Below are 12,524 nucleotides of genomic sequence, written 5' to 3' on the forward strand. Positions count from 1 at the left end.
GGCTTGCGGGCGGCGGGGTCGTTGAGGAAATGCTGAGGAACCTTGGGGCGCGCGTCGCCGCGCAGGACACTGGGCGCTTTTTTGCACGGGGCGGCGCGCGCCGTCTCCGTCCGAGGAGCCTTGAACCATGTCAGCTGTCATGCCGCCCGTCCGCATGCCGCCCGCGCCGCGCCACCGGTACGACGCGCTGTCGCGCGCCTTGCACTGGATTTTCGCCGCCGTGATCTTCTACACGATGGCGGCCGGATTCTCATTGCACGTCATCGAGCATCCCGCGCTCTGGAAGTTCGTGTCGACGCTCAACATGTCGCTTGCGTCGTGCCTGATCGCGCTGTTTCCGATCCGCTTCCTCTGGTCTTTCTTCCGCGAGGCGCCGGCCGAGCTCGACGCGATCCCGGCTCCGCAGCGCGCGATCGCGCACGTGGTGCATGCGTTGATCTATGCGCTCGTCGCCTTCGTGCTGTTCAGCGGCTTCGTGATGGTGCCCGACGGCTACTGGCTGTTCGGGCTGCTGTATATCCGCACGCCGTATGCGGCGGGCCCCATCACCGAGCACTGGTTCGTATTGCACAAGACATCTCACGCAACGGCGTGCTGAAACGCATGCTGTGAGACCGTGCGCGGTCAGAACGACGCGCAGGTCGGCGCGAGCAGCAGGCCGACCGACTCCTGCTTGAATTGCACGATGTACGCGCGGCGGATCTCGGCGAGACGCGTGTGCGTGGCAGCCGTGTCGGGTGCGATCACGCGGATCACGAAGCTGTCCTCGCGCGTGATGCCGCCGCTCGCGCGGTCGCGCCACTGGCCATGCGTATCCCAGTAGGTGAGCCCGTCCGGAAAGCGCGGCGTGACGACGTCCGCGAGGAACGCCGCGCGTTCGGCGTCACTGACGGGGCCGCGCCCGGCGATGTCGCGGCCGAACAGCAGTTCGGCTTGCAGCGCCTGGCTGCCGCCGGCCTGCGCGCAGGCCGTGGACGAGGTCATGCCCGGGGCGGGTTGGCCGAAGCGGGCCGCGCAGCCGGAGAGCAGGAAGATGCAGAGCACGAGGCCGGGCAGTCGGGTGGACATGATGGCGATCCGAGGCGGGAGGAAGCCGGCGGCGCGCGTTGCGCGACGCGGTTCGTGAGTGTGGCATCGATGGCGAGGCCTTCCAAGCATGCTGTATTGCCGGGCAGTGCGCCGTCGCGGTGGCAGTTGCGTAAAACGTCGCGCGTTCAATGACTTGGGCGCTTGTTCCTTGGCTTATCAACAAGGCTGTCAACACAATCTGTGCATAACTGCGCAGGCGTTCCGGCAGCTCCCGCGCATCGCGGCATGCATGATCGTCCTCCTCGCGGCCGTCGAGACGCGCCTGGGGTGCGGCGAAGAGAAACGTTTTCACGCGCCTCGATGCGCTCGACGTTCGCCTCGCTTCGCCGCGCGTCGCGATCGCGACGGATCTCATGCGCCGGCGGGTCGCCCGCCATGCGGTCGGCCCCGGGTCCGATATATCGGTGTGCTTGATTTCGAGCGCAAGGCAATCCCGCATGCGCGCCGTCTTTGCACGCATGCCGAGGCAATGAAGCAAAACGTTGCGCATTCAAGCGCTTGCGCGTTTCTCCGGGCGGTTATCAACAGGGCTGTCAACACAAAGTGTGCATAACTCGGGTTGCCGGGCGGAGCCGTCGTCACCTGGCCGTTGTTTCTCCGAACCCGCGAACGACACGCTGTTTGGCATCGGCGGACGCGCGCTGAAGCCGTCGAACCCGGCGCAATCGTTGCGGAGACGCGGCGCGCGCGCGGTCGCGCCACCCTGCGCACCAGGCGGCATGAAGCGAGGCGGATCAAGGACTTGGCGCGGCTGCCCCAGGCTTATCAACAGGACTTTCAACAGAAACTGGGGATAACCGACGTGCTTCGCGTCATGCCGCCACGCGCCGGACCGATACCGCGTCGTGCCGGCCGAAGCCGACGCCGAGCAGCACGAGCAAGGCGAGGAGTCCGATCCACAGTGCGCCGAGCGGCACGCCGACTTCGGCCTGCTGCTCGATCACGATGCGCTGATAGCCGAGCCCGTTGGCCCAGATCAGCAGCGCGCCGCACAGCAGCGACAGCATCAGCCGCCGGGCCGTTCCGCCGCGCGTGAAGCGCGCGTAGGCGCGGCCGAACTCCGAGCCGATGAAGAAGGCGAAGACGAGGGTGAGCGCGATGTAGCTCCACGGATGGTCGAGCCATTCGCGCCCGGGCGGGGTGTGGCGCAGGTTCCAGAACGCGGCGCCCAGCGTGCCGGCTTGCAGCGCCCAGATCGTGACGGACAGCCATCGAGTCATGCGAGCTCCATTCGGGCGCGGCGCCGGACGGGCCGGGACCGCTTTTGCGGCGCGATGGAAAAGGGGCGGTGGTTCAACAGCTTAGCGAGCTTGTCAGGCGCTTGTCCACATGCTCTTCAACAGAATCCGGGGATAAGCGCCGGGGTTCAGCGTTGCAGGCGCGCATGTTCGAGATGCGTCGCGAGCGTGACGGGATCGGTGTTGGTGCCCGACAGCAGCACGCCGACCCGCTTGCCCTGCAGCGTCTCGCGCAGCGGGCCGAGCAGCGCGGCCGTGGCCGCCGCGCAGGCCGGCTCGACGGCGACCTTCAGATAGGTGAACAGGAACAGCATCGCCGCGCGCAGCGCATCGTCCGAGACCGTGACGAGCCGGTCGATGTGCCGCCGGCACAGCTCGTAGCTGTATTCCTCGGTGTGCGGCGCGGTCAGCGAATCGGCGATGGTCCGCATCGGGCCGATCTTCACGGTGTGGTTCGCCGCGAAGCTGCGGCTCATCACGTCCGCGCCCTCGGGCTCGACGCCGTACACATGGACGCGCGGATTCGCGAGGCGCAGCGCGGTCGACACGCCGGCCGCGAGGCCGCCGCCGCCGATCGGGAGGATCACCGCATCGAGATCGGGCGTTTGCGTCGCCCATTCGTAGCCGAGCGTCGCGGTACCGAGGATCGTGTGATAGCCGCTGAACGGATGCACGAAGAAGCGGCCTTCCTCGGCCTCGATGCGGCGCACCGCGTCGAAGGCCTCGTCGGGCGCGCCCGCCATCACGACGTCCGCGCCGTACTGGCGGCACAGCGCGATGCGGGCGGGATTCGAGCCGTAGAACATCACCACCTTCGCGCTGCAGCCGAGCCGCATCGCGGCGTAGGCGACCGCGGCCGCATGATTGCCGGCCGACACGCAGGTCACGCCGGCGCTGCGCCGGCTCTCGTCGAGCGCGAGCAGGTTGGTGAACGCGCCGCGCGCCTTGAAGCTGCCGCTCGCCTGCAGCAGCTCGAACTTGAAGTTCACGTGGGTGTTGTCGAGCGCCGGCAGGCCGGTGCGCTCGAATACCGGCGTGCGCGTCACCCACGGCGTGAGCGCGAAGTGCTGCGCGGCAATTTCGTCGAGCGTCGGGATCGGCTCGCCGTTGATCGTCAAATGAGCGTTGCTCTGTTGTGAAGTCGGCATGGCCTTGCGCGGTGGGTGACGAGAGCGCCGGTCGCCCGGCGCGGCAGTGCGTCCGTCGTCGCGGAATCAGACGAGCGTCATGCTGTGGATGAACTTGCGCAGAAAGCGCTCGCATGCGTCGAGCTGATCAAGCGATACGTATTCATTCGGCTTGTGCGCCTGCTCGATGTCGCCGGGCCCGCACACGACGCTCGGAATGCCCGCGAGCGCGAACAGCCCGGCCTCGGTGCCGTAGGCGACCTTGCGCTTGTCCTGGTCGCCCGTCAGCGCGCGCACCAGTTCGGTGATCGCGGCCTGCTCGGTCGCATCGAGCCCCGGCGCGGCGGCGATCTTCGTGAACTCGATCGCGGCGTTCGGGTGTTCCTGCTGCATCCGCGGCAGCAGCGTCTCGCGCGCATAAGCGTCGATGCGCGCGAAGATCCGGTCCGGGTCGAGCGTCGGCAGATTGCGGAACTCGAACGAGAACCGGCATTCGGCCGGCACGGTGTTGATCGCGTTGCCGCCCTGGATCAGGCTCGTCTGCGCGGTCGTGAACGGCACGTCGTACAGCGCGTCGAACGGGCCCTCGGCGCGGAACTGGTCGGCGATGTCGCGGATGTGGCAGATGAGCCGCGCCGCGTACTCGATCGCGTTCAGGCCCTTCGGCGTCAGCGACGAGTGCGCCGCGTGGCCGCGCACGCAGCAGCGGTAGGCGTTGATGCCCTTGTGCGCGATGATCGGCCGCATGCTGCTCGGCTCGCCGACGATGCAGCCGCTCGGCTTGAGACCGCGCTTTTGCAGGTCGGCGATCAGGAGCGGGGCGCCCACGCAGCCGACCTCCTCGTCGTAGGACAGCGCGAAATGGATCGGCTTCGCGAGCCGCGCCGACTGCATCTCCGGCAGCAGCGCGAGCGCCGTGCCGATGAAGCCTTTCATGTCGCAGGTGCCGCGGCCGTACAGCTTGCCGTCGCGGATCTCCGGGCGGAACGGGTCGCTGTCCCACGACTGGCCGTCGACCGGCACCACGTCGGTGTGGCCGGACAGCACGATGCCGCCGTCGGTCGAGCCGTCATGCGCGGGCACGGTCGCGAACAGGTTGGCCCAGCCTTCGCGCGCATCGTGGGTGAGCGTCGAGGCGATGCCGCGCGCGGCGAGCGCATCGCGCACCATCTCGATCAGGCCGAGGTTCGGCACGCGGCTCGTCGTGTCGATCGACACGAGGCGTTCGACCCAGGGCAGGCTGATGCGCGAGGAAGGGGAGGTGGGCGGAGCAGCGGACGGGGCCGTTGCGTCGAGGGTGGACATGGCGAGACTCCGGCTGATCAATCCAAAAATCATACTCAAAAACACCGCGGCCCGCTTCAGCGGGCCGCGGTGCAGCGCAACATTTTTGGTGCGCCGATGTGCCGATGCGCCGATGCGCCGATGCGCCGATGCGCCGGCCGTCGGGCTAGCGGCTCGCCGCCGCGCGCTGCGCGACCGGCTGGCCGAGCGCGCGCAGCGTTTCCTTGACGGTCGACACGCGGATCGCGAGGTCGGGCGTGCGCGTCTCGATGCGCAGCCGGTCCTGGCCGGCGAGCTTCACGTGGCGGTGCTTCTGGACCATGTCGATGATGCGCATCGGGTCGATCGGCGGATTCGGGATGAACTGCAGCCCGATCGCGGCCTCGCTCGCATCGATCTTGACGATCCCGAGCGGCTTCGCGGCGAGCCGCAGGCGGTGCGTCTCGACGAGCGCGTGCGCGGGCGGCGGCAGCTTGCCGAAGCGGTCGATCAGTTCCTCCTGGATGCCGTCGATCGCATCGCCGTGCTCGCAGTTCGCGAGCCGCTTGTACAGCGACAGGCGTTCCTGCACGTCGCCGCAATAGTCGGCGGGCAGGATCGCGGGCGCGTGCAGGTTGATCTCGGTGGTCGCGGCGAGCGGCGCGTTGAGGTCGGGCTCCTTGCCGTTCTTGAGCGCCTTCACCGCGTCGTTGAGCATCTCCGTGTACAGCTGGAAGCCGATCTCGTGGATCTCGCCCGACTGCTTGTCGCCGAGCACCTCGCCCGTGCCGCGGATCTCGAGGTCGTGCATCGCGAGATAGAAGCCGGAGCCCAGCTCCTCCATCTGCTGGATCGCTTCGAGCCGGCGCTGCGCCTGCTTGGTCAGCGCCTGCGGATCGTGCACCAGCAGGTACGCGTAGGCCTGGTGGTGCGAGCGGCCGACCCGGCCGCGCAACTGGTGCAGCTGCGCGAGGCCGAACTTGTCCGCGCGGTGCATCAGGATGGTGTTGGCGCTCGGCACGTCGATGCCGGTCTCGATGATGGTGGTGCACAGCAGCACGTTGGCGCGCTGCGCGACGAAGTCGCGCATCACGCGCTCCAGCTCGCGCTCGTGCATCTGGCCGTGCGCGATCACGATGCGCGCCTCGGGCACCAGCGCCTCGAGCATCGACTTGCGGTTCTCGATCGTCTCGACCTCGTTGTGCAGGAAGTACACCTGGCCGCCGCGCTTCAGCTCGCGCAGCATCGCCTCGCGGATCACGCTGTCCTCCTCGCGGCGCACGAAGGTCTTGATCGCGAGCCGCTTCTGCGGCGCGGTGGCGATCACCGAGAAGTCGCGCAGGCCCTCGAGCGCCATCCCGAGCGTGCGCGGGATCGGCGTCGCGGTCAGCGTGAGCACGTCGACCTCCGCGCGCAGCGCCTTGAGCGCTTCCTTCTGGCGCACGCCGAAACGGTGTTCCTCGTCGATGATCACGAGGCCGAGCCGCTTGAACTGCACGTCGGACGACAGCAGCTTGTGCGTGCCGATCACGATGTCGACGCTGCCCTCGTTGATCTGCGCGATCGCCGCGTTCACTTCCTTGGTGGACTTGAAGCGCGACAGCTCGGCGATCCGCACGGGCCAGTCCGCGAAGCGGTCGATGAAGGTCTGCGTGTGCTGCTCGGCGAGCAGGGTGGTCGGCGACAGCAGCGCGACCTGCTTGCCGCCCATCACCGCGATGAAGGCCGCGCGCAGCGCGACCTCGGTCTTGCCGAAGCCGACGTCGCCGCACACGAGCCGGTCCATCGGCTTGCCGCTCGTCATGTCGCCGATCACCGCGGCGATCGCGGCGGCCTGATCGGGCGTTTCCTCGAAACCGAAGCTTTCCGCGAACTTCACGTAGTCGCGCGGCTCGAGCGCGAACGCGTGGCCCTCGCGCGCCGCGCGCCGCGCGTACAGGTTCAGCAGCTCGGCCGCGGTGTCGCGGATCTGCTGGGCGGCACGGCGCTTGGCGCGCTCCCACTGGCCGGAGCCGAGCGCGTGCAGCGGCGCGCTGTCGGGATCCGCGCCGCTGTAGCGCGAGATCACGTGCAATTGCGCGACGGGGACGTAGAGCTTGCTGTCGCCCGAGTATTCGAGGTGCAGGAACTCGGTCTCGCCTTCGCCGAGATCCATCGACACGAGCCCCATGTAGCGGCCGATGCCGTGCTGCGCGTGCACGACCGGATCGCCGATCTTGAGTTCGGACAGGTCGCGCACCATCGCGTCGACGTTGCTCGCCTGTTCCTGGCGCCGCCGTCCGGCGCGCCGGCCGAGCGCGCCGTACAGCTCGGTCTCGGTGATGATCGCGTAGCCTTCGCCGGGAATCGCGAAGCCGTTCGCGAGCGGGGCGACGCCGAGCGCGAAGCGCGCGTCGCTCGCGAGCCACGCGGCGAAGCTGTCGGTCGAGCCCGCGCGCAGATGATGCTCGGCGAGCAGTTGCGCGATGGTCTCGCGACGGCCGGCCGACTCGACGGTGAACAGCACGCGGTTCGGCGTCGTGTCGAGGTAGCTGCGCAGCGTCGCGAGCGGATCGTCCGCATGGCGGTCGAGCGCGAGCGGCGGCAGCGGCGTCGCCCAGCCGCCCGCCGGCTGGGCGGTCAGCACCACGCGCGCGAACGGCTTGGCCAGCGTGTAGAAGTCGTCGTCGCTGAGGAACAGCCGGCGCGGCTCCAGGATCGGCCGCTCGCGATCGTGCGACAGGAAGTTGTAGCGCTGCTTCGTCTCGGCGGTGAAGCGCTTGATCGCGACGTCGAGATCGCCGCAGAACACGAGCTGCGCATGTTCCGGCAGGTAGTGGAACAGCGTGGCCGTGTCCTCGAAGAACAGCGGCAGGTAGTATTCGATGCCCGCCGACGGCACGCCGTTGCCGATGTCCTTGTAGGTCGGCGCGCGGCTCGGGTCGCCCTCGAAGGTCTCGCGCCAGCGGCTGCGGAACGCGGTGCGCGCGGCCTCGTCGAACGGGAACTCGCGCCCCGGCAGCAGCCGCACGTCGCGGACCGGATACAGGCTGCGCTGGGTGTCCGGATCGAACGCGCGGATCGAGTCGACCTGATCGTCGAACAGGTCGATCCGGTACGGCAGCGGCGAGCCCATCGGATACAGGTCGATCAGCGAGCCGCGCACGCAATACTCGCCGGGTCGCATCACCTGGCTCACGTGCTCGTAGCCGGCCAGCGTCAGCTGAGCCTTCAGGCGCGCCTCGTCGAGCCGCTCGCCCTGCGCGAACGCGAACGTGTAGGCGGCCATGAACGAAGCGGGCGCCATCCGGTACAGCGCGGTGGTGGCGGGCGCGAGCAGGATGTCGCAGCGCCCCTCGCCGAGGTCGTGCAGCGTCGCGAGCCGCTCCGACACCAGGTCCTGGTGCGGCGAGAAGGTGTCGTAGGGCAGGGTTTCCCAGTCGGGCAGCAGCCGCACGCGCGCGTCGGGCGCGAAATAGCGCAATTCGTGCGCGAGCCGCTGCGCGTCGACGGCGCTCGCGCAGATCACCGCGAGCAGCGGAACCTGCTCGCGGTGGGCGGCGTGGTAGCGGGCGATCGCGAGCGCGTCGGCGGAGCCGTGCGCGCCGTCGAACACGAAACGCTGGCCCGGCTTGACGAGGGCGACGGGAGACGGCTGGGGAGAGGCGTTGTCTGGCATAGAAGGCGGCTGGGTTGCGGGGCCCGGGGGGCGGCGGTCGTGCGGCGGGCCGGCCAGGGCGAAAGACCTATTATAAAATCCGTCCTTCAATTTAATCTTATCGGCGTTCGCTTCCGTGACTCCCCGACTTTTCGCCCTGATTCCCTGCGCCGGCACCGGCAGCCGCTCCGGCTCGGCGCTGCCGAAGCAGTACCGCACGCTCGCGGGCCGCGCGCTGCTGCATTACACGCTCGCCGCGTTCGACGCGTGCAGCGAGTTCGCGCAGACGCTCGTCGTGATTTCGCCCGACGACACCCATTTCGACGCGCGCCGCTTCGCCGGCCTGCGCTTCGCGGTGCGCCGCTGCGGCGGCGCGTCGCGCCAGGCGTCGGTGCTGAACGGCCTGCTGGAGCTGGCCGACTACGGCGCGACCGATGCCGACTGGGTGCTCGTGCACGACGCCGCGCGCCCCGGCATCACGCCGGCGCTGATCCGCGCGCTGATCGGCGCGCTCAAGACCGACCCGGTGGGCGGAATTCTCGCGCTGCCGGTCGCGGACACGCTCAAGCGCGTGCCGGCGGCCAGCGACGCGATCGCGCGCACCGAGTCGCGCGACGGCCTGTGGCAGGCGCAGACGCCGCAGATGTTCCGGATCGGCATGCTCCGCGACGCGATCCTGGCCGCGCAGCGCGACGGCCATGACCTGACCGACGAGGCCAGCGCGATCGAATGGGCGGGCCGCACGCCGCGCGTCGTGCAGGGCAGCCTGCGCAACTTCAAAGTCACCTACCCGGAAGATTTCGCGCTCGCCGAGGCCATCCTCGCCGCGCCCGCCAACGCTTCCTGACTCACGCTTTCCTCACACGCATATCGGATTACGCATGGATTTCAGAATCGGACAAGGCTACGACGTTCACCAACTGGTGCCCGGGCGGCCGCTGATCATCGGCGGCGTGACGATCCCGTACGAGCGCGGCCTGCTCGGTCACTCGGACGCCGACGTGCTGCTGCACGCGATCACCGACGCGCTGTTCGGCGCCGCGGCGCTCGGCGACATCGGCCGGCACTTCTCGGACACGGACGCCGCCTTCAAGGGCGCGGACAGCCGCGTGCTGCTGCGCGCCTGCGCCGAGCGCATCGCGCAGGCGGGTTTCACGATCCAGAACGTCGACAGCACGGTGATCGCGCAGGCGCCGAAGCTCGCCCCGCATATCGAGGGCATGCGCGCGAACATCGCGGCGGACCTCGGGCTGCCGCTCGAACGGGTCAACGTGAAGGCGAAGACCAACGAGAAGCTCGGCTACCTCGGCCGGGGCGAGGGCATCGAGGCGCAGGCGGCCGCGCTGCTCGTGCGCCGCGCGCACTGAGGCGCCGACGCGGATCGGGCCGGTCGCGTCCCGACGAAAAAACGCCACGCATCGCGCGTGGCGTTTCTCATGGCGCTAGGGCGACGCGCTTACTTGCCTTCGGCGGCGAGCACCTGCGCGGCGGCGTTGATCACCGACGCGATGCGGCCGACGTCGCGCAGCTGCGTGACGGTCATGCCTTGTTCGTTCTTCAGCAGCGCGTAGTGTGACTTCACGCAGAAGTGGCACTTGCCGACGATCGATGCGGCGAGCGCATACATCTCGAACTTGCGCTTGTCGACGCCGCCGTGCGAAGCGTACGCGCCCATCCGCAATTCGGCGCGCTGGGTCTTCAGGTCCGCGTCGTCGGCCATTTCCACGTACGGATACCAGGCGTTGTTCATCCCCATCAGCGCCGCGGCGGTGAGCGCCGCGTTGGTTTCCTCGGGCGACAGCACGCCGGCCGAACGGATCGCGTTGACGAGCGTCGTGCTCTTCGCGGCGAACGCGGCGGCGAGCGCCACGCCGACCGAGTCGGCGCCTTCGAGTGACGAACGGGAAATCGTGCCGTCGAGGTTCAGGCGGATGTCCTTCGCGTAGTCGGGGATAAGCGACTTAATCGAATCGATGAATTCCATTGATATCTCCTATGGGTGGGCCGTTAAAAAAGCCCGCGGGCGTCACGTTCGCCGCGGGCTTCACGCATCGGGCGCTTACAGCGTTGCGCCGCCGACGGTGCGGTTGCACGGGCACAGTTCGTCCGTTTGCAGGCCGTCGAGGATACGCAGGATTTCGTCCGGGTTACGGCCGACGTTCAGGTTGTTGACCGAGACGTGCTGGATCGTGTTGTCCGGGTCGACGATGAAGGTCGCGCGCAGTGCAACGCCGGCTTCCTGGTCGCGCACGCCGAGCTGGTCGATCAGCTCGCCCTTGACGTCGCCGAACGCGTAGTGGTTCAGCTTGTCGAGGTCCTTGTGCTCACGGCGCCATGCGAGCTTCACGAATTCGTTGTCCGAGCTGCCGCCGAGCAGGATGGCGTCGCGCTCTTCGAATTGCTTCGTCAGCTTCGCGAATTCGACGATTTCGGTCGGGCACACGAACGTGAAATCCTTCGGGTAGAAGTAAATGATCTTCCACTTGCCCGGGAACGAGGCTTCGGTGATCGTTTCGAAGGCCGATTGACCGTTTTCTTCGTGGTGGTTGAAGCCCGGCTTCGCGGCCACAACGGTAAATGCTTCGAGTTTATCGCCGACGGTTTTCATGCGGATGCTCCTGTTATGAGGTAGGAAGAACTGCTGGGTCAAAGCTACTTCGTTGCTGCAACATTTCAATGACAGCGTCGGGACCCACTATAACTCTATTAAATAATTCTTTCAATAGATTTTAACTAACAAAGCCGATAGTCATTTTCAACCGCGTCGATAGCCCAGGCCGGGTGGGGCCGGGCGGTCGGTTGCGTCATGCGGTCGCACGGCCGCCGCGGCCGCCGGGGAATTCGAGCGTGACGTCGAGGCCGGCGTCCGGCGTGCGGTTACGCAGCCGCAGCGTGCCGCGATAGCGGCCGACGAGCCGCAGCACGATCGCCATGCCGAGCCCGGTGCCGTCCGCCTTGCTGCGCGAGGTGTCGACGCGATAGAAGGGCCGCATCACGAGCGCCAGCTGGTCCTCGGGAATGCCGGCGCCCTCGTCGCGCACCGCGAGTTCGACCCGCGCGTGCGTGACGCGGGTTTCGAGCGTGATGTGCGCGATGCCGTCCGCGCGGCTCTGGCCGTACTTGCGCGCGTTCTCGACGAGGTTGCCGAGCACGCGGCGCATGTCGGTCTCGTCCGCCTCGATCACGGCGGCGGGCGCGAGATGAGTGGTGATGCGCACGCCGTCCTCGTTCGCGAGCCGCGCGGCGACCTCGTAGGCGATCAGCGACAGGTCGACGGGTTCCGGCGTGCGTTGCGCGGGGCGCGCGTAATCGATGAAGGCCGCGATGATCCGGTCCATCTGCTCGATGTCGTCGACCATCGCGTCCTTGGTCGCCTGGTCGGACGGACTCATTTCGGTTTCGAGCCGCAGGCGCGCGAGCGGCGTGCGCAGATCGTGCGAGATGCCGGCCAGCATCAGCGCGCGATCGGCTTCCAGCTGTTCGAGATCGCGCACCATCTGGTTGAAGCTGCGGTTGGTCTCGGCCGCGACCCCCATCCCGCGCTCGGGCAGCGCCTCCGGGATCTGCCCCGAGCCGAGCTTGCGCGCGGCGCTCGCGAGCCGGGCGAACGGCTGGTTCACGATGCTCGTGATGAACGCTGCGCCGAACAGCGACAGCGCGAGCGCGAACAGGCCCCAGCCCGCCCATTGCAGGCCGGTGACGGTATCGAGCTGATCGCGGTCGAGCGCGACCCAATAATCGTCATCGTCGATCTTGAAGCTGATCCACACGCCGGGGATGTCGTTGACCGATTGCGCGATCACGGTATCGTCGCCGAGGCGGCTGCGGATGTCGTGCTCGATCAGGCGGTTCAGCGATTCGTCGGGCTGCAGCTTGAACTTGTCGGTTTTTTCGCGCGGATAGACGCGCACCCCTTCGTTGCTCTCCAGGTCCTGCAGGAGCGCGCGGCGCAGATCGGGATCGGAGTAGAGCAGCGCGGTGCGCGTGAGCTTGACGACCGCGACGAGCTGCAGCGCGACGCGCTGCGCGCGCGGTTCGCGCTCGATCACGCGGAAGCTCTGGAACCACGCGGCGAGGCTGACCGCGATCAGCAGCGCGATCAGGAAGAAGGTGCGCCAGAACAGCCCGCCGAACACGAGCGTCAGAAGGCGCCGGACAATACGCATGGGT

11 protein-coding genes are annotated in these 12,524 nt (G+C 68.1%); 3 read left to right on the forward strand and 8 right to left on the reverse strand.

Annotated elements, in window-relative coordinates; all coding sequences use genetic code 11:
* Positions 1–127: 127 nt before the first annotated feature.
* Positions 128–598 (forward strand): cytochrome b/b6 domain-containing protein, encoded by a 471-nt coding sequence (locus AC1RQF_RS13095; protein WP_492872201.1) that lies wholly within the window; start codon positions 128–130, stop codon positions 596–598.
* 26 nt (positions 599–624) lie between these two features.
* Here the strand turns inward: AC1RQF_RS13095 and AC1RQF_RS13100 are convergent, their stop codons facing one another.
* From AC1RQF_RS13100 to mfd, 5 genes are all read right to left on the reverse strand, one after another.
* Positions 625–1,068, reverse strand: coding sequence for a DUF3574 domain-containing protein (locus tag AC1RQF_RS13100; RefSeq protein ID WP_274002581.1), 444 nt, complete (start codon positions 1,066–1,068; stop codon positions 625–627).
* Between the two features lie 833 nt (positions 1,069–1,901).
* On the reverse strand, positions 1,902–2,309 hold the full coding sequence (locus AC1RQF_RS13105) for a hypothetical protein (RefSeq protein ID WP_274002582.1): 408 nt from the start codon (positions 2,307–2,309) through the stop codon (positions 1,902–1,904).
* A 146-nt stretch (positions 2,310–2,455) separates the two neighbouring features.
* On the reverse strand, positions 2,456–3,475 hold the full coding sequence (locus AC1RQF_RS13110; RefSeq protein ID WP_274002584.1) for a threonine/serine dehydratase family protein: 1,020 nt from the start codon (positions 3,473–3,475) through the stop codon (positions 2,456–2,458).
* A 66-nt stretch (positions 3,476–3,541) separates the two neighbouring features.
* Positions 3,542–4,759: an acetylornithine deacetylase gene (argE, locus tag AC1RQF_RS13115; RefSeq protein ID WP_492872202.1), complete on the reverse strand. Its 1,218-nt coding sequence runs from the start codon at positions 4,757–4,759 to the stop codon at positions 3,542–3,544.
* A 145-nt stretch (positions 4,760–4,904) separates the two neighbouring features.
* The gene (gene mfd, locus AC1RQF_RS13120) at positions 4,905–8,471 is read right to left on the reverse strand and encodes a transcription-repair coupling factor (protein WP_274004284.1); all 3,567 of its coding nucleotides are present in this window, start codon (positions 8,469–8,471) and stop codon (positions 4,905–4,907) included.
* Positions 8,472–8,490: 19 nt separating this feature from the next.
* Between mfd and ispD the strand changes: the two genes are divergently transcribed.
* Entirely contained in the window at positions 8,491–9,201 is a 711-nt protein-coding gene (gene ispD, locus AC1RQF_RS13125) for a 2-C-methyl-D-erythritol 4-phosphate cytidylyltransferase (protein WP_492872203.1), read from the forward strand.
* A 34-nt stretch (positions 9,202–9,235) separates the two neighbouring features.
* The gene (gene ispF / locus AC1RQF_RS13130; protein WP_274002587.1) at positions 9,236–9,721 is read left to right on the forward strand and encodes a 2-C-methyl-D-erythritol 2,4-cyclodiphosphate synthase; all 486 of its coding nucleotides are present in this window, start codon (positions 9,236–9,238) and stop codon (positions 9,719–9,721) included.
* Between the two features lie 89 nt (positions 9,722–9,810).
* On the opposite strand, the gene AC1RQF_RS13135 is transcribed toward ispF, so the two are convergent.
* The 3 genes from AC1RQF_RS13135 to AC1RQF_RS13145 all read right to left on the reverse strand — a co-directional run bounded on the left by AC1RQF_RS13135 (position 9,811) and on the right by AC1RQF_RS13145 (position 12,520).
* Entirely contained in the window at positions 9,811–10,338 is a 528-nt protein-coding gene (locus AC1RQF_RS13135) for a carboxymuconolactone decarboxylase family protein (RefSeq protein ID WP_274002589.1), read from the reverse strand.
* Between the two features lie 75 nt (positions 10,339–10,413).
* Positions 10,414–10,962, reverse strand: coding sequence for a peroxiredoxin (locus tag AC1RQF_RS13140; RefSeq protein ID WP_252985064.1), 549 nt, complete (start codon positions 10,960–10,962; stop codon positions 10,414–10,416).
* A gap of 196 nt (positions 10,963–11,158) precedes the next feature.
* On the reverse strand, positions 11,159–12,520 hold the full coding sequence (locus AC1RQF_RS13145) for an ATP-binding protein (RefSeq protein ID WP_492872204.1): 1,362 nt from the start codon (positions 12,518–12,520) through the stop codon (positions 11,159–11,161).
* Positions 12,521–12,524: the final 4 nt, after the last annotated feature.

It is taken from the genome of Burkholderia sp. GW821-FHT14F03 (assembly GCF_058803765.1).